18 protein-coding genes are annotated in these 16,439 nt (G+C 67.3%); 5 read left to right on the top strand and 13 right to left on the bottom strand.

Going from position 1 to position 16,439, the window contains the following annotated elements:
• Positions 1-62: 62 nt before the first annotated feature.
• The gene (locus O9281_RS07625) at positions 63-1,040 is read right to left on the bottom strand and encodes a nitronate monooxygenase (RefSeq protein WP_298184646.1); all 978 of its coding nucleotides are present in this window, start codon (positions 1,038-1,040) and stop codon (positions 63-65) included.
• A gap of 216 nt (positions 1,041-1,256) precedes the next feature.
• On the opposite strand from O9281_RS07625, the gene katG reads away from it, so the two are divergent.
• Complete coding sequence (katG, locus tag O9281_RS07630) at positions 1,257-3,413, top strand: catalase/peroxidase HPI (RefSeq protein ID WP_298184285.1); 2,157 nt, start codon at positions 1,257-1,259, stop codon at positions 3,411-3,413.
• A 142-nt stretch (positions 3,414-3,555) separates the two neighbouring features.
• Entirely contained in the window at positions 3,556-4,329 is a 774-nt protein-coding gene (locus O9281_RS07635; protein WP_298184287.1) for a hypothetical protein, read from the top strand.
• On the opposite strand, the gene O9281_RS07640 is transcribed toward O9281_RS07635, so the two are convergent.
• Complete coding sequence (locus O9281_RS07640) at positions 4,310-5,590, bottom strand: aspartate kinase (protein ID WP_298184289.1); 1,281 nt, start codon at positions 5,588-5,590, stop codon at positions 4,310-4,312. The two genes, O9281_RS07635 and O9281_RS07640, sit on opposite strands and share 20 nt — an antisense overlap.
• Before the next feature lie 77 nt (positions 5,591-5,667).
• Between O9281_RS07640 and ubiG the strand changes: the two genes are divergently transcribed.
• Positions 5,668-6,402: a bifunctional 2-polyprenyl-6-hydroxyphenol methylase/3-demethylubiquinol 3-O-methyltransferase UbiG gene (gene ubiG / locus O9281_RS07645; protein WP_298184291.1), complete on the top strand. Its 735-nt coding sequence runs from the start codon at positions 5,668-5,670 to the stop codon at positions 6,400-6,402.
• On the opposite strand, the gene O9281_RS07650 is transcribed toward ubiG, so the two are convergent.
• The 4 genes from O9281_RS07650 to O9281_RS07665 are packed head-to-tail and all read right to left on the bottom strand — an operon-like array spanning position 6,383 to position 8,104.
• On the bottom strand, positions 6,383-6,892 hold the full coding sequence (locus O9281_RS07650; RefSeq protein ID WP_298184293.1) for an ATP-binding protein: 510 nt from the start codon (positions 6,890-6,892) through the stop codon (positions 6,383-6,385). The genes ubiG and O9281_RS07650 overlap by 20 nt on opposite strands.
• Positions 6,889-7,470, bottom strand: coding sequence for a nicotinamide riboside transporter PnuC (pnuC, locus tag O9281_RS07655; RefSeq protein WP_298184294.1), 582 nt, complete (start codon positions 7,468-7,470; stop codon positions 6,889-6,891). The genes O9281_RS07650 and pnuC overlap by 4 nt, the downstream gene beginning before the upstream one ends.
• Positions 7,452-7,796: an arsenate reductase gene (locus tag O9281_RS07660; RefSeq protein ID WP_298184296.1), complete on the bottom strand. Its 345-nt coding sequence runs from the start codon at positions 7,794-7,796 to the stop codon at positions 7,452-7,454. The genes pnuC and O9281_RS07660 overlap by 19 nt, the downstream gene beginning before the upstream one ends.
• On the bottom strand, positions 7,793-8,104 hold the full coding sequence (locus O9281_RS07665; protein WP_298184298.1) for an antibiotic biosynthesis monooxygenase: 312 nt from the start codon (positions 8,102-8,104) through the stop codon (positions 7,793-7,795). The genes O9281_RS07660 and O9281_RS07665 overlap by 4 nt, the downstream gene beginning before the upstream one ends.
• A gap of 74 nt (positions 8,105-8,178) precedes the next feature.
• On the opposite strand from O9281_RS07665, the gene aroC reads away from it, so the two are divergent.
• The gene (gene aroC, locus O9281_RS07670) at positions 8,179-9,246 is read left to right on the top strand and encodes a chorismate synthase (RefSeq protein ID WP_298184299.1); all 1,068 of its coding nucleotides are present in this window, start codon (positions 8,179-8,181) and stop codon (positions 9,244-9,246) included.
• A 77-nt stretch (positions 9,247-9,323) separates the two neighbouring features.
• Here aroC and O9281_RS07675 read toward each other — a convergent pair whose 3' ends face one another.
• The 7 genes from O9281_RS07675 to O9281_RS07705 all read right to left on the bottom strand — a co-directional run bounded on the left by O9281_RS07675 (position 9,324) and on the right by O9281_RS07705 (position 15,517).
• Positions 9,324-9,668: a hypothetical protein gene (locus O9281_RS07675; protein WP_298184301.1), complete on the bottom strand. Its 345-nt coding sequence runs from the start codon at positions 9,666-9,668 to the stop codon at positions 9,324-9,326.
• A 4-nt stretch (positions 9,669-9,672) separates the two neighbouring features.
• Entirely contained in the window at positions 9,673-12,063 is a 2,391-nt protein-coding gene (pheT, locus tag O9281_RS07680; protein ID WP_298184303.1) for a phenylalanine--tRNA ligase subunit beta, read from the bottom strand.
• Positions 12,060-13,157, bottom strand: a complete 1,098-nt coding sequence (gene pheS / locus O9281_RS07685; RefSeq protein WP_298184305.1) for a phenylalanine--tRNA ligase subunit alpha — start codon at positions 13,155-13,157, stop codon at positions 12,060-12,062. Before pheS ends, pheT begins: the two co-directional genes overlap by 4 nt.
• 94 nt (positions 13,158-13,251) lie before the next feature.
• Positions 13,252-14,097 (bottom strand): AraC family transcriptional regulator, encoded by an 846-nt coding sequence (locus tag O9281_RS07690; protein ID WP_298184307.1) that lies wholly within the window; start codon positions 14,095-14,097, stop codon positions 13,252-13,254.
• Positions 14,098-14,383: 286 nt separating this feature from the next.
• Positions 14,384-14,743: a 50S ribosomal protein L20 gene (gene rplT, locus O9281_RS07695; protein WP_225205578.1), complete on the bottom strand. Its 360-nt coding sequence runs from the start codon at positions 14,741-14,743 to the stop codon at positions 14,384-14,386.
• A gap of 13 nt (positions 14,744-14,756) precedes the next feature.
• Complete coding sequence (gene rpmI, locus O9281_RS07700; RefSeq protein ID WP_067536462.1) at positions 14,757-14,960, bottom strand: 50S ribosomal protein L35; 204 nt, start codon at positions 14,958-14,960, stop codon at positions 14,757-14,759.
• A gap of 122 nt (positions 14,961-15,082) precedes the next feature.
• Positions 15,083-15,517, bottom strand: coding sequence for a gamma-glutamylcyclotransferase (locus O9281_RS07705; protein ID WP_298184315.1), 435 nt, complete (start codon positions 15,515-15,517; stop codon positions 15,083-15,085).
• A gap of 64 nt (positions 15,518-15,581) precedes the next feature.
• Here O9281_RS07705 and purU point away from each other — a divergent pair, with 64 nt between their 5' ends.
• The gene (purU, locus tag O9281_RS07710; RefSeq protein WP_298184317.1) at positions 15,582-16,436 is read left to right on the top strand and encodes a formyltetrahydrofolate deformylase; all 855 of its coding nucleotides are present in this window, start codon (positions 15,582-15,584) and stop codon (positions 16,434-16,436) included.
• Positions 16,437-16,439: the final 3 nt, after the last annotated feature.

The following is a 16,439-nucleotide window of genomic DNA, read 5'->3' on the forward strand; positions in this document are numbered from 1 at the left end:
TGAATGGGCCGGAGCATCACTGCTCCGGCCCCTTTTTTGTCCGGGTTTTGCGGGAAGGGCGGTCAGCGCGTCAGCGCGGCCTCGCACTCGCTCATCAGCTGGGTCATGATCTCGGCCACCGGCTCTTCCTGCGTCACCATGCCGACCGACTGCCCGGCCATCAGCGAGCCATTCTCCACATCGCCGTCGATCACCGCGCGGCGCAGCGCGCCCGCCCAGAAATGCTCGATCTCGAGCTGGGCCTGGGCCATGTCGACCTTGCCCTCGTCCAGCATCCGGGCAACTTCGACCTGCTTGGCGGTGAATTCCTCGGTGCCCTTGTTCTTCAGCGCGCGGACCGGGATCACCGGCAGGCGTGGGTCGATCTGAACCGAGGCGACCGCATCGCGGGCATTGGCGCGGAAGAAGGCCGCCTTGAACGCCGGGTGGGCGATGGACTCGGTCGCGCAGGCAAAGCGGGTGCCCAGCTGCACGCCCGAGGCGCCCATTTCCAGATAGGCGGCGATCATGTCGCCCCGACCGATCCCGCCGGCCACGAAGACCACGTGGTCCTCGGCCAGGGCGGGCAGGAATTCCTGCGCCAGCACCGAAGTCGCCACCGGGCCGATGTGGCCACCGGCCTCGCTGCCCTCGATCACCAGCGCGTCCGCGCCCGAGCGCAGCAGCTTCTTGGCCAGCGCCAGGGTGGGGGCGAAGACCAGCACCTTGGCGCCGAATTCCTTGATCGCCTCGACCGAGCCCTTGGGCGGAATGCCGCCGGCCAGCACCACGTGGCCGACCTTGTGCTTGGCGCAGACGGCGATCAGGTCGAACAGCTGGGGGTGCATGGTGATCAGGTTCACGCCAAACGGCTTGGCGGTCAGCGCCTTCGTCGCGGCGATTTCGGTATCGAGCAGTTCGGGGGTCATCGCCCCGCAGGCGATCACGCCGAAGCCCCCGGCATTGCTGATCGCGGCCACCAGGTTGCGTTCGGACACCCAGCTCATCGCGCCGCACAGGATCGCATGCTCGGTTCCCAGGAAAGCGCGGCCACGGGCCATCAGGGCATGGGTCTTGTCGTACACGGAAAATCCCCCGGTTTCGTAAGGTTCGCGGCCTTTAGGCGGAGCGCGCCCGCACGGCAAGCGGCGGCAAGACTGCCTGTCTGTGCGCCAAATCGGCTCAGACGATCAGAGAAACGAGATCAATCGGCTTTTTGATGTAACAAAACAGGCCTAGGGTGCTCGCATCGGAGTTTCTCAACAGGAGTGCAGGCCATGAACGCCCCTACCTCGTGCCCGTTTGCGCACGGTGCCAATACCCGCAGCGAAGACAGCCCCACCGCCTGGTGGCCCAACACGCTGAACCTCGACATCCTGCACCAGCACGATGCCAAGACCAATCCGCTCAAGGACGTCAACTATCGCGAAGCCGTCAAGGGCCTGGACTATGACGCCCTGAAGGCTGACCTGACCGCGCTGATGACCGACAGCCAGGACTGGTGGCCGGCGGACTGGGGCCACTACGGCGGCCTCATGATCCGCATGGCCTGGCACTCGGCTGGCTCCTATCGCATCGCCGATGGCCGTGGCGGGGCCGGGGCCGGCAACCTGCGCTTCTCGCCGCTGAACTCGTGGCCCGATAACGGCAACCTCGACAAGGCCCGCCGCCTGCTATGGCCGATCAAGAAGAAGTACGGCAACGCCCTGTCCTGGGCCGACCTGATGATCCTGGCCGGCAACGTCGCCTATGAATCGATGGGCTTCAAGACCTTCGGCTTCGGCTTTGGCCGCGAAGACATCTGGCACCCGGAAAAGGACACCTACTGGGGCTCGGAAAAGGAATGGACTGCCCCCACCGGTAGCGAAGGCACCCGCTGGTCGGGCGATCGCGAGCTGGAAAACCCGCTCGCCGCGGTGATGATGGGCCTGATCTACGTCAACCCGGAAGGCGTTGACGGCCAGCCCGACCCGCTCAAGACCGCCCGCGACATGCGCATCACCTTCAGCCGCATGGCCATGGACGACGAGGAAACCGTTGCGCTCACCGCCGGTGGCCACACCGTCGGCAAGGCCCACGGCAACGGCGATGCCGGTCTGCTCGGCCCGGCGCCCGAAGGCGGCGAGATCGAGGACCAGGGCTTCGGCTGGCTCAACAAGACCGGCCGCGGCGTGGGTCGCAACACCGTGACCAGCGGCGTCGAAGGCGCCTGGACCAGCAACCCGACCGTGTTCGACAACGGCTATTTCGACCTGCTGTTCAAGTATGACTGGGAACTGACCAAGAGCCCGGCCGGCGCGAACCAGTATCGCCCGGTGAACATCGCCGAAGCCGACATGCCGGTGGACGTCGAGGATCCCTCGATCCGCACCATGCCGGTGATGACCGATGCCGACATGGCGCTGAAGGTCGATCCGGAATACCGCAAGATTTCCGAGCGGTTCCGCGACGATCACGCCTATTTCTGCGATGTCTTCGCCCGCGCCTGGTTCAAGCTGACTCACCGCGACATGGGCCCCAAGGCCAATTACCTCGGCCCCTGGGTGCCGTCGGAAGACCTGATCTGGCAGGATCCGATCCCAGCCGGTTCGACCGGTTATGACGTGGCAGCGCTGAAGGCGAAGATCGCCGCCAGCGGCCTGTCCTCGGCCGATCTGATCGCCACCGCCTGGGACAGCGCCCGCACCTTCCGCGGGTCGGACAAGCGCGGCGGGGCCAACGGTGCCCGTATCCGCCTCGCCCCGCAGAAGGACTGGGCCGGTAACGAGCCCGATCGCCTGGCCCGCGTCCTCGCCGTGCTCGAGCCGCTCGCGGCTGCCGCCGGTGCCAGCGTGGCCGACACGATTGTCCTCGCGGGCAATGTCGGCCTGGAGCAGGCGATCAAGGCCGCCGGTTTCGACGTGCCGGTGCCCTTCACCGCGGGTCGCGGCGATGCCACGGCCGAGCAGACCGATGTGGAATCCTTCGCCGTGCTCGAGCCGCTGGCCGATGGCTTCCGCAACTGGGTCAAGGCCGACTATGCCGTCCAGCCGGAAGAAATGCTGCTTGATCGGGCCCAGCTGATGGGCCTGTCGGCACCGGAAATGACCGTGCTGATCGGCGGCATGCGCGCGCTTGGCACCAACCACGGCGGCACCGCCCACGGCGTGTTCACCGACCGTGCGGGCGCGCTGACGAACGACTTCTTCGTTGGCCTGACCGACATGGGCTACAAGTGGCTGCCCAAGGGTCCGAACCTGTACGAACTGGTCGAGCGCAAGACCGGCAAGGTCAAGTGGACCGCCACCCGCGTCGATCTCGTGTTCGGTTCGAACTCGATCCTGCGCGGCTATGCCGAAGTCTATGCCCAGGACGACAACCGCGAGAAGTTCGTGCGCGATTTCGTCGCCGCCTGGACCAAGGTGATGGAAGCCGATCGCTTCGATCTGAACTGATCCCGCTCGGGTCGCACCAGCAACCCCGTCTCCGGCTTCGGCCGGGGGCGGGGTTTCGCTTTTCCGGCGCGGGCGATCCGGCTATTCAAGGCCAATTCAGCCGCCGCGCGCCATGCGGCCCTGCCACAATAGTCGAGGCCGCTTGATCTCCCTGTTCCGCCAGTTTCCCGCCGACGGCCTCGCCCGGCTGCGCCCGCGCGCCAGCCAGCGCGCCGTGGCCGTGGTCCTGGCGCTGGTGGTCGAGGCGCTGCTGGTGCTGGCGATCCTTTCCTTGGGGCTGGTCGATCAGACCCCGCCCAAGCGCCCGCCCGGCCTCGTCAGTGTCGATATCGCCGCCCCGCCGCAGGCCGAGCCGGAACGCGCCCAGCCCGAAGCCGCCAGCAAGGCCAGCCCCTTGCAGCAGGCGCGCGACGTGCCGCCCGTGCCGGTACCCAGTGTCGCCCCTGTTGCCGAACCGCCGCCCGCGATCGTGCCGCTGTCGCGCAGTCAGCTCAACCAGTTCGACATCGCCAACCTGCCGCGCCAGCCCACTGTGCCGTCCGCTGCGCCGCGCGCCTATGGTCCGCCGGACCTGGGCGTGCCGGGCGACAGCAAGCGGGTCGGCTCGGCCCCCAATGGCCAGCCGATGTATGCCGCCTCGTGGTATCGCGAACCCTATGACAGCGAGCTGGCCGGGTACCTCTCGACCGCCAGCGGCCCGGGCTCTGCCCTGATCGCCTGCCGCACCGCGCCCGATTTCCGGGTTGAGGACTGCGTCGGCCTGTCGGAATACCCGCAAGGTTCGAACATCCAGCGCGCCGTGCTGGCTGCCGCCTGGCAGTTCAAGGTCCGCCCGCCCCGTGTGGGCGGGGTTTCAAAGGTGGGGGAGTGGGTGCGGATCCGGATCGATTACGGGATCAGGCCGCCGCGTCCGTAGCATCCATGCCATAGGCGGTGTGCAGCACGCGGACGGCCAGTTCGGTCTCGTCCTCGTCGATCAGGACCGAAATCTTGATCTCGCTGGTGCTGATCGCCTGGATGTTGATCCCGCGATCGGCCATCGCCCGGAACATCGTGCTGGCCACGCCCGCATGGCTGCGCATGCCGACGCCGACGACGCTGATCTTGGCGACCTTGCCGTCGGTGATGATCCGGTTGTAGCCGATCGCTTCCTTCTGTGCTTCGAGCAGGGTCTGCGCGCGCAGCAGGTCGGCCGAAGGCACGGTGAAGGTCACGTCGGTCTCGCCCTTGTCGCGGCCGACGTTCTGGATGATCATGTCGACGTTGATATTGGCCTGGGCCAGCGGACCGAAGATCGTGGCCACGGCGCCCGGACGGTCCGGCACGCGGGTCAGGATGATCTTGGCCTCGTTCTTGTCGGCGGCGATGCCGGTGATCAGCTGGCTTTCCATATCGGTTTCGTCCTGGATCTTGGCGAGTTCTTCGTCGGACACGATCATCGTGCCGGGGATTTCGTCGGCCGGGGTGGCATCATCGTCGATAAAGCTCGACAGCACTTGGACCCGCACGCCTTCCTTCATGGCGAGGCTGACCGAGCGGGTCTGCAGCACCTTCGAACCGACCGAGGCCAGTTCGAGCATTTCCTCGTAGGTCACGTACTTCAGCTTGCGCGCCTTGGCGACGATCCGCGGGTCAGTGGTATAGACCCCGTCGACATCGGTGTAGATGTCGCACCGGTCGGCCTTGATCGCGGCTGCCACGGCCACGGCCGAGGTGTCCGAACCGCCTCGGCCCAGCGTGGTGATGCGGTTATCCTCGGTCACGCCCTGGAAGCCGGGGATCACCGCGATTTCGCCCGCCGCCATCGAGGCCAGCAGGGCGTCGCTGTCGATCTCGCCGATGCGGGCCTTGCTGTGGGCATCGTCGGTGCGGATCGGCAATTGCCAGCCCAGCCATGAACGCGCCTTGCAGCCCAGCGCCTGAAGCGTCAGCGCGAGGAGGCCCGAGGTGACCTGTTCGCCCGAAGCGACGACCACGTCGTACTCGGCCGGATCGTAGAGCGGGTTCGCCTCGCGGCAGAAGTTGACCAGCCGGTCGGTTTCCCCCGCCATGGCCGAAACGACCACGGCCACTTCGTGCCCGGCGGCCTGCTGGCAGCGGACGATATTGGCCACGCGGCGGATCCGTTCCGACCCGGCCATCGATGTGCCACCGAATTTCATCACGATGCGGGCCACGCCGAACGCACCTTTCCGCAATAATCTTGCCCGCGAGACCCCTCGCCCCGCGGCGCGCGCCCTGTTAGGGAGCGCGCATGAGCAATGCAACCTCCAGAGCGACCATTCGGCCCGAAGAAGCCGCCCATTTTGGCCGTCTTGCGGCCGATTGGTGGGATCCGAACGGCTCTTCGGCCATGCTGCACAAGCTGGGGCCGGTGCGCCTCGCTTTCCTGCGCGAGGCGATCGATGCCCATTGGGGCACCGATTCGCGCGGGGTTCGGCCGCTCACAGGCAAGCGCGCGCTCGATGTCGGCTGCGGGGCGGGGCTGCTGGCGGAGCCGCTGGCGCGGCTTGGTGCGGCGGTAACCGGGGTTGATGCTGCCCAAGAAAACATTGCCGTCGCCAGCGCTCATGCGGCGGGGGGCGGCCTGTCGATCGATTACCGCTGCGGCGATGTGGCCGAACTGGGCCTGGCCGGGTTCGATCTGGTCACCTCGATGGAAGTGATCGAGCATGTGGCTGACAAGCCGGCCTTCCTCGCCGCGCTGAAGGCCGCGCTCGCTCCTGGCGGGCTGATGGTGCTGTCCACCCCCAACCGCACCACCAAGTCACGGCTGCTGATGGTCCAAGGGGCGGAGCGGCTCGGCCTGGTCCCGCGCGGCACGCACCACTGGGAGGACTTCGTCACGCCCGAGGAACTGGGCGAGCTGCTGGCGAGCGTGGGCCTCGTCATGGGCGAGCCAAAGGGTATCGCCTGGTCCCCGCTCAAGGGCTTGCACCTCTCGGACGACCTGGCGCTTAACTACATCGTTACGGTGATAGCCGCCTGATCACAGCGCGCACCTGGGCCTCACGTTCGGTCCAAGTGCCGCCGATGCGGGTGAAGGGCACGCCGGTGCCTACCAGCACTTCTTCAGCCAGCGCGGCAAAGCGCGCGCGGGCCTCGGCCGTGCCGAAGAAGCGGGTGCCATCGGCCACCCATGGCACATCGGGATCGAACAGCAGGTAATGCTCGGCCTTGGCATAGGCGAGCAGGGCGGGCGGCACCTCGCCGTGGAGCATGGCATACCAGGCCGCGGTCATCAGCGGATCGGTATCGAGCAGCAGCAGCGGCGGATTGCTCGCCGCCGCCGCGCGCATTGCCGCGTCCTGCCCGGCGGCGATTGCCAGCAGGGCTTCGGGGGTGAAGTCCGTGCCCCGCGTCTCGGCCCATTCGCGGCCATATTCGGGGACGAAGGGCAGGCCCAGCTCGCCCGCCAGCTTGGCGATCAGGGTCGATTTGCCGGTGCTTTCCGCGCCGTGGAAACACAGCCGGATCATCCCCGCGCCGCCGCCCGCCACTCGCGCAGCCCCACCACCGACATGATCCCCAGCACGACATAGAGCCCGGCCAGGAAATAGAGCTCGCGGTTGATGTAGAGCGCCACCGACAGCACATCGATCGCGATCCACAGCACCCAGTTCTCGATCCGGCGGAGCGAAAGCAGGATCTGCGCGGTGATGCTGGCCCCGGCGATCACCGAATCCGCAAAGGGCAGGGCCGCATCGGTAAAGCGGTGCAGCATCCAGCCCAGCGAGAGCGACAGCAGCGCCGTGGCCGAAGCCCAGACGAACCGCGCGCGATCGGTCATCCAGCCCACCGGCACGGCGACCTGGTCCGGCTCGCGCGCGGTGTACCACAGGTACCAGCCCCAGGCGTTGACGACGAAGAAGAACACCTGCAGCCCGGTTTCGGCGTAAAGCTTGGCTTCCCACAGGGTGAACCCGACCAGCGTGACCATCGCCATCGCCGCCGGAAAGTTCCAGACCGAACGCCGCACCAGCAGGATGACATTGAGCAGCCCCAGCGCGGCTCCCGCCAGTTCGGTCCAGGCCGGGATCAAAGCGCCGCCGCCCACTCGGCTTCCTTGAAGCCGACCAGCAGGCCGCCGGGGTGCTCCACGATCGGCCGCTTGATACAGCTGGGATTGGCCGCCATCAGCGCCACGGCCTTGCCCGCGTCGAGATCGGCCTTGTCTGCATCGGGCAGCTTCTTGAAGGACGTCCCGGCGCGGTTCAGCACCTTGTCCCACCCGGCCGCCGCGCACCATTCGGCCAGCTTGCCGCCGTGGGCCCCGGCCTTCTTGTAGTCATGAAAGGCATAGGCAATCCCGCGCCCGTCCAGCCAGACGCGAGCCTTCTTCACCGTGTCGCAATTGGGAATGCCATAGAGGGTAACGCTCACTCGGGCGGCCTTTCAAACTGGTGCGTGCGGGGATTGTCGGCGGTGTAGAGCGTATAGCTCTCGTAGTATTCGTCGCGGCCCCGGCGCTGGATCACGGCGTGGTCCGGATGGCGGCCCCAGGCGCGCGCGGCGTCCTCGCTGGCCCATTCGGACAGGGCGATCACCTCGCCATCGTTGGCGACATAGCTCTTGAACGAGACGAAGCCCAGCTGGGCGCGGGCCAGCGCTTCCATCCGCTCGGCATCGGCGGAATAGGCGGCAGCACTCATCCCGGCGCGCTTGCGGTTGCGGAAGACCACGAGGAACATGCCCGCTTCCTAGGCACTGGCGGCTGCGCTCGCTAGTGGACTTTTCACCGCATTGCCGTCAAAGCCGCCACATCATGTCGTTCAACACCTTTGGCCGTCTGCTGCGTTTCACCACCTGGGGCGAAAGCCACGGGCCGGCGCTGGGTGCCGTGGTCGATGGCTGCCCGCCCGGGCTGGCGATCAGCGAAGCCGCGATCCAGCCGTTCCTCGATGCGCGCCGCCCGGGCCAGTCGAAGTTCACCACCCAGCGGCAGGAGCCGGACGCGGTGCGGATCCTGTCGGGCGTGTTCGACGGCAAGACCACCGGCACGCCGATCTCGCTGATGATCGAGAATGTCGACCAGCGCTCCAAGGACTATTCTGAAGTAGCCAAGGCCTATCGCCCGGGCCATGCCGACTATGCCTATGACGCCAAGTACGGTTTTCGCGACTATCGCGGCGGCGGGCGCAGCTCGGCGCGCGAGACCGCCGCGCGGGTGGCCGCCGGGGCCGTCGCGCGGCTGGTGATCCCGGAAGTGACGATCATCGGCTATGTCGCCGAAATCGGCGGCGATGCGATCGACCTCGCCAACTTCGATGCCGCCGAAATCGGCAACAACCCGTTCTTCTGCCCCGATCCGGCGGCGGCGGCGCGGTGGGAAAAGATCGTCGATGAGGCGCGGCTGGCCGGTTCCTCGGTCGGCGCGGTGGTTGAATGCGTGGCTACCGGGGTGCCGGCCGGTTGGGGCGCGCCGCTTTATGCCAAGCTCGATTCCGAACTGGCCGCCGCGATGATGAGCATCAACGCGGTCAAGGGCGTGGAAATCGGCGATGGCTTTGCCGCTGCGCGCCTGCGCGGTGAGGAAAACGCCGATCCGATGCGGCCCGGCAGCGCAGGACCGGAGTTCCTCGCCAACCATGCCGGCGGCATCGCGGGCGGGATCAGCACCGGCCAGCCGGTCAAGGTCCGCGTAGCCTTCAAGCCGACCAGCTCGATCCTGACGCCCGTGGAGACCATCGACCGCGATGGCCAGGCGACCGAAATCCGCACCAAGGGCCGCCATGACCCCTGCGTCGGCATTCGCGGGGTGCCGGTGGTCGCAGCGATGATGGCGCTAGTGCTGGCCGACCAGAAGTTGCTGCACCGCGGGCAGTGCGGCTGACTTTCAACCCCGGCCGTTGCTGATGCAGCGACGCCGGACCCGGTCTTGGCGGGTGGTGCCGGGTTATCGCGCGGGCTTCAGGCCGTGCCGCCCGGCTCCTGTTGTTTGAACCGGTCAAAGAGCCAGCCTGCGACAAGCGCCACCGCCAAGGCCAGTCCCAAGGCAAGCCCGAGGGACAAGACCACGCCGCGAGCGAGGCCTTCAGCCTCGGCACCGGTCAGCAAGAGCAGGGCTGCTGGCAGCCCGGCAAGGCCGAGCGCCAGCCGAGGCCGGAGCAAGGAAATCAGCCCGGCCACGACGCCAACAGCAAGCGCCGGTGCAATTGCATCCTCGATGAGCGGGCGATAGCTGGCCGCGGCAATAATCAGGTAAGCCAGCAAGCCGGTGAAGCCGATCACCTGCACGCGTGCCAGCTTGCCCATATGCCTACCCCCGCAGCACCGCGCCCAGCTTGGCTGCCGCAGCGGTGATCCGCTCGGCAATCGCCTTGATCTCGGCATCGGTGAAGCTCTTTTCACCGGGCTGCAGGGTCACTTCGACTGCCAGCGATTTCTGTCCTTCCGGCACGCCCTGGCCCCGGAAATCGTCGAACAGGCGCACGGCCACGATATTGGCCTTGTCCGCGCCTTTGACGGTCCGCACCAGGTCACCGGCCGGTAGCGCGGCATCGACCAGGAAGGCGAAATCGCGGGTTACCGATTGCAGCGCGGGCGGGGCATAGGCGGCGCGGGCAAAGCCTGCCGCCTTCTTCGCCGGGATCGCATCGAGGAACAGCTCGACCGCGGCCACCGGGCCGGCGACATCGAACTGCTTCAGCAGCGCGGGGTGCAGCATGCCGAAGCGGGCCAGCACTGTCTTGGGGCCAAGGCGCAGCGTGGCCGACTGGCCGGGGTGGAACTGTGGACCCGCTTCACCCATCACCTGCAGGTTCTCGACCGGGGCGCCAGCCTCGGCCAGCAGGGCCAGGGCCTCGGCCTTGGCATCGAAGGCGTCGAAGCCCTGCGCCTTGCCCGTCGCCCAGCCGCGCGGGGTCTTTTCGCCCGCCAGCACCGCGCCCAGCGTCAGCCGCTCGTCCGAATGGCCACCTTCTCCGCGCAGGTAGCGGCGGCCCAGCTCGAACAGCCGCAGGCCGGTTGCGCCGCGATCGAGGTTGCGCTTGGCGGCGGAGAGCAGCCCCGGCAGCAGCGAGGGGCGCATGGCCTTCATGTCTTCGCTGATCGGATTGGCCAGCACCCACAGCCCGCCGTTGCCATCGGCAAAGGCTTCGGCCTCGGCTTCGGGCAGGAACGACCAGGTGACCGCCTCGTTCAGCCCGCGCGCGGCAGCGGCGCGGCGTACCTTGCGCTCCAGCGCCTGGGCCGGGGTGGCTGTGGGGCGGGCCACGCCATCGATGCGCGGCAGCGGGGTGGAAGCGATATTGTCCAGCCCGTGGATGCGGACCACTTCCTCGACCAGGTCGGCCGCGCCGTCCACATCGGGGCGCCAGCTCGGCACGATCACGTTCCAGCGGGCATCGCTGGCAAAGCCCAGCGCGCGCAGGGTGGCGCGCTGCTGGTCATCGGGAATGGCCACGCCGCCCAGCGTTTCGGCCAGGGCCGGGCTATAGGCCACCACCTTGGTGCCCGCCGGCGGCTCGCCCGCGAAGACCGGCTCGCTCGGTTCACCGCCGCAGATCTCGACGATCAGCTCGGTCAGGATGGAAAGGCCCGCATCGAGGAAGGCCGGATCGACCCCGCGTTCGAACCGGGCGCGGGCGTCGGAAGTCAGGTTGAGCTTGCGGCCGGTGTCGCCAATCCGGACCGGATCGAAGTAGGCCACTTCCAGCAGCACGTCGGTCGTCTCGTCCGAACAGCCGGAATGTTCGCCGCCCATGATCCCGGCGATGTCGTGCACCCCGGCCTCGTCGGCGATCACGGTCATGGCGCTGTCGAGCGTGTATTCCTTGCCGTTCAGCGCCAGCACGGTTTCGCCATCGACTGCGCGGCGGGCAAAGATTGCGCCGGTCAGCTTGGCGAGGTCATAGGCGTGGGCCGGGCGGCCATAGGCCAGCATCACGTAATTGGTGATGTCGACCAGGGCCGAGATCGGGCGCTGGCCCGCGCTCTTCAGCCGGGCCTGCATCCAGTCGGGCGAGGCACCGTTCTTCACGCCCCGGATCGCGCGGCCATAGAAGGCCGGGCAGCCTTCCGGATCGTCGGTGCGGATCGGCAGCGGGCAGGGGAAGCTGCCCGGAACCGCCTGGACAGCGATTGGCTTCAACGTGCCGAGGCCGGCCGCCGCGAGATCGCGGGCAATGCCGTAAACCCCCATGCAGTCGGGCCGGTTGGGGGTGATCGCCACGTCGAACACCGGGTCTGCACCGTGGTAATCGGCAAAGGCCGTGCCGACCGGGGCATCGGCGGGCAGTTCGATGATCCCGTCGTGATCGTCGCCCAGCTCCAGCTCGCGGGTGGAGCACATCATGCCGTTGCTCTCGACGCCGCGGATCGCGCTCTTCTTCAGCTCGAAACCGCCGGCGGGGACCACGGCACCGGGCAGGCCCAGCACGCCGACCAGCCCGGCGCGGGCATTGGGCGCGCCGCAGACGACCTGCAGCGGCTGACCATCCCCGGTATCGACCGACAGCACCTGCAGCTTGTCGGCATTGGGGTGGCGTTCGGCGGTAAGGACGCGCGCGACCTTGAACCCGGCCAGCTTGTCCGCCGGGTTCTCGACGCTTTCGACCTCAAGCCCGATGGCGTTGAGCTTGGCAGCGATTTCCTCGGCCGAGGCAGTGGTGTCGAGGTGGTCCTTGAGCCACGAGAGCGAGAACTTCATGCGCGTGCTCCCACGCCAACGGAAAGGGTGGGGACATCGAGCGCCGAGAAGCCATAGTGGCCCAGCCAGCGCGCATCGCCATCGAAGAAGGCGCGCAGATCGTCCATTCCGTATTTCAGCATGGCGAGGCGATCGACGCCGACGCCGAAGGCAAAGCCCTGCCACTCGTCGGGATCGAGCCCCCCGGCGGCGATCACCTTGCGATTGACCATGCCGCTGCCCAGCAGCTCCATCCAGCCGTGGCCGGGTTCGTCACCCGAACCGCCGAGGACGCGCTTGCCGTTTACCAGCGCGAAGCCGACGTCGACTTCCACCGAAGGCTCGGTGAAGGGGAAGTAGCTGGGGCGCAGGCGCAGCACGATGTCCTCGCGCTCGAAGAAGGCCTTGAGGAATGTTTCCAGCGTCCACTTGAGGTGGCCGAGCGTAATCCCCTTGTCGATCACCAGCCCTTCGACCTGGTGGAACATCGGGGTGTGGGTGGCGTCGCTGTCAGAGCGATAGACCCGGCCCGGGGCGATGATCCGGATCGGGGCGCCGTGCTGCAGCATCGAGCGGATCTGCACGGGGCTGGTGTGCGTGCGGAGTAACATCTTGCGCCCCGCTGTGTCACAGTCAGGGAAGTAGAAGGTGTCATGCATCGCCCGCGCCGGGTGGCTTTCGGGGATGTTGAGCGCGGTGAAATTGTGCCAGTCGTCCTCGATCTCGGGACCGGTGGCGACAGCGAAGCCAAGGTCGGCGAAGATCTCCGCCAGCTCGTCCAGCACCTGGCTGACCGGGTGGATCGACCCGCGCGGCGCGGCGGGGGCGGGAAGGGTCAGGTCAACCGTTTCGGCGGCGAGGCGGGCATCGAGAACGGCGGATTCCAGCGCTTCCTTGCGTTCGGCCAGGGCGGCGGTCACGCTTTCGCGCAGGGCATGGATCTGCGGGCCGACCGTCTGACGTTCCTCCGGCGACATGCCGCCCAGCGTCTTCAGCAGGCCCGAGATCGAACCCTGCTTGCCCAGGAACTCGACCCGCAGGGCTTCCAGCGCGTCAAGTTCCTGCGCCGCGCCAATCCGCGCCAGCGCCGCTTCCCCGGTTGCTGCATAGTCCACGATTTTCCGCGCCTTTTCCTGTCTTCATGGCAGTCGAACCCGCGCCTTTAGCGGCCTTGCGGGCCGGGTCAAAACCCATTTTGCGCCAGGCGGGTCAGGCCGCGCGCGGTGCTGTGCCGGCGGGGACGTCCAGAGTCTGGGCTGCTGCCCCGTGAACCCGCGCCCGCTCTTGCATGAACAGCTCCAGCACGGGATGCGGCAGGGCCGCGTACTGGCGCGGTGACATGCCCATGAACTCACGGAAATCACGGATAAATTGGGCCTGGTCGTGGTAATGCCCATCGATCGCGCCGATCCATTTCAGCGACCGGTCGAGCATGAACTGGGCCAGGCTGCGCATGAACCGCTGGCGCCGCAGCAGCAGCTTGGGCGGAAAGCCGAAGTCCCGCATGCAGAGCCGCTCAACCGTGCGCTGGCCGATGCCGACGCGTTCGACCAGTTCGCCCACCGATGCCACCAGCGGATCGACCAGGGCGGAATGGATCGCCAGGATCCGCGCCTCCTCCGCCGGGTCGAGTTCGGGCAGGGCGGAGAAGAAGGCCATGATCCGCTCCAGCTCGGCCTGCTCATCGCCATCGGTGGAGAACAGGCTGTCAGCGAGGGCGGTGAAGCGGGCGAAAGCGGGGTGATCGTGGCCATCGGCGATCAGGTTGGCATGCTGATCGGCCGGTAGCCCGACAAATCGCGCCCAGCCCAGCGGGAGCAGGCCGATCCCCCAGAACCGCGACTTGCCCAGCTCGAAATTGGCCGAGCGGTTCGATGGCCCGGTCGCCACGAACCGCGCCCCTTCGATCCGGCAGCCACCCTCGATCCAGGCCTTCGGGCGACTGCCGGTGAAAAAGCGCAGGTTGGCCCATTCCGGCTGCAGCGCATCGCACACCCGCCCCGCTTCGGGCAGGTCGATCTCGGTGATGTAGAACGTGGTGAAATAGCGCTGCAAAGCCGCTGGCGGCGCGTGAAAACGCACTGCAATCTGCAAGTCTCGCGACACCGAAGGATACCCCGCCTTCCCCTGTTGCAACGAGGCTAGGCCGGACCGGTGCCGCTTGGCAAGGCCGGAGGTGTGGCATTTTGTCGCAGGTTCAAGGCTGGTGCCGGGCAGGGGGGTGTCAGTGCAGGCGGCTGTCCCGGGATGATGGCAGCGCGAACCGCGCCCGCTCAAACGGAAAGGGGCGCGGATGGCCAGGCCACCCGCGCCCCTTGCGCTATGCCATGTGGCAACGGGTTCAGGCCGGCAGCGCGGCCTTGGCCTGGGCGATCACGGCGGTGAACACGCCGCCTTCGTTCATCGCCAGGTCGGCCATCGCCTTGCGGTCCAGCTCGATGCCGGCCAGCTTGGCGCCATGGATGAACTGCGAATAGGTCAGGCCTTCGGCGCGGACGGCAGCGTTGATGCGCTGGATCCACAGGGCGCGGAAGGTCCGCTTCTTAACCTTGCGGTCGCGATAGGCGTACTGGCCGGCCTTTTCGACCGCCTGACGGGCAACGCGGATCGTGTTCTTGCGGCGGCCGCGGTAACCCTTGGCCTGATCCAGAATCCGCTTGTGCTTGGCACGGGTGGTAACACCCCGCTTGATACGGCTCATCTTTCAGTACTCCTCAGTTGAGCCCGTAGGGCGCCCACTTCTTGATCGTCTTGGCATCGGCGTCGGAAATGACGTCGGTGCCGCGATTCTGGCGGATGTACTTGCCGTTATGGCTGATCAGGCGGTGGCGCTTGCCGGCAACACCATGCTTCACCTTGCCAGTGGCGGTGAGCTTGAAGCGCTTCTTCACGCCGCTCTTCGTCTTGAGCTTGGGCATTTTCGTCTCCTTGTTCGAGACACGTCCAACCCGCCATGGCAGCCCTTGATAGCCAGGCCGGTCATCGAATCCGTGTCAATGAAGGGCGCGCCCGTAAGCGGGAATCGGCGCGAATGCAAGCCTCAATGCCCGCGCCCGCCGCCGAATTCGGGCAGATTGGCGGCAGCCAGCCAGCGGCGAAAGTCGCCATCCGGGATCGGCCGGGCACCCGGCGGCAGCGGCTGGTTGAAGCAATAGACCTGAACCACTCCGCCCGAAACCAGCGGCAGGCTGCGCCGCAGGTACAGCGAGCGCGTCGGATCGGCCGGATCAAAGTCCTCGTAAGCGTCCATCGTGGCAAGGTCCGCGGGCGCGAAATCCGGCCCGGCGCCATAGACCTCACCATGCACGATCCCCGGCCCACCCAGCAGGGCTGGAAACCAGCCGTCCCGGTCGGGCACGGCGTGTAGTGCCCCGCGCACCTGACCAGGCCCTTCCGCCACCAGCCGGGCGTGGATCCGGCGCGCCACCGGGTTCGGGCTGCCGGCCTGAAGTGTACCGTAAAAGAAGAACCGCATGGCACAGTGTTGGCAAATGCCTGCACATTCGCCAAGAGCGGGGCGCACCTGCAAAGGACCGAGCATGCCCGACCGCCTGATCCTGACCCTGTCCTGCTGCGACCGGCCCGGCATTACCGCGCGGGTTACCGGGCTGCTGTTCGGCCTGGGCGGCAACATCCTCGAGGCGCAGCAATTCAACGACCTGGAAGACGGCCAGTTCTTCATGCGCGTGGCCTTTGCGCCGGGTGCGGCGGAATTGGCGCAGTATCAGGCGGCGCTGGCCGGCTTGGCTGGCGAGCTGGGCATGGCCTGGTCGCTGCGCCGGGCCGATGCCCTCCGCAAGGTGCTGATCCTGGTCAGCAAGTTCGATCACTGCCTGGCCGACCTGATCTATCGCCAGCGGATCGGCGAACTGCCGATGGAGGTGGTGGCGATCGCTGGCAATCATCCGCGCGAGGCATTGAGCGCGGTCCTGCCGGTCGACGCGCCCTATCATCACCTGCCGATCACGGCGGAAACCAAGCCACAGCAGGAAGCGGCACTGCGCGCGCTGATTGCCCAAAGCGGCGCGGAACTGGTGGTCCTGGCGCGCTACATGCAGGTGCTGTCCGATGCCCTGGCGGCGGACCTGGCCGGGCGCTGCATCAATATCCACCATTCGTTCCTGCCGGGCTTCAAGGGGGCCAAGCCCTATCACCAGGCCCATGCCCGCGGGGTGAAGATGATCGGGGCCACCGCGCATTATGTTACCGCCGACCTCGACGAAGGGCCGATCATCCACCAGGATGTCGAACCGATCAGCCATGCCGACAGCCCCGATGACCTGGTCCGCAAGGGCCGCGATATCGAGCGCCGCGTGCTGGCCGAGGCGGTGCGGCTCCACCTTGAAGACCGGGTGCTGCTGAATGGCGGGCGTACGGTCGTGTTCCGCAGCTAGGGA

It is taken from the genome of Novosphingobium sp., assembly GCF_027531025.1.
Taxonomy (GTDB): domain Bacteria; phylum Pseudomonadota; class Alphaproteobacteria; order Sphingomonadales; family Sphingomonadaceae; genus Novosphingobium.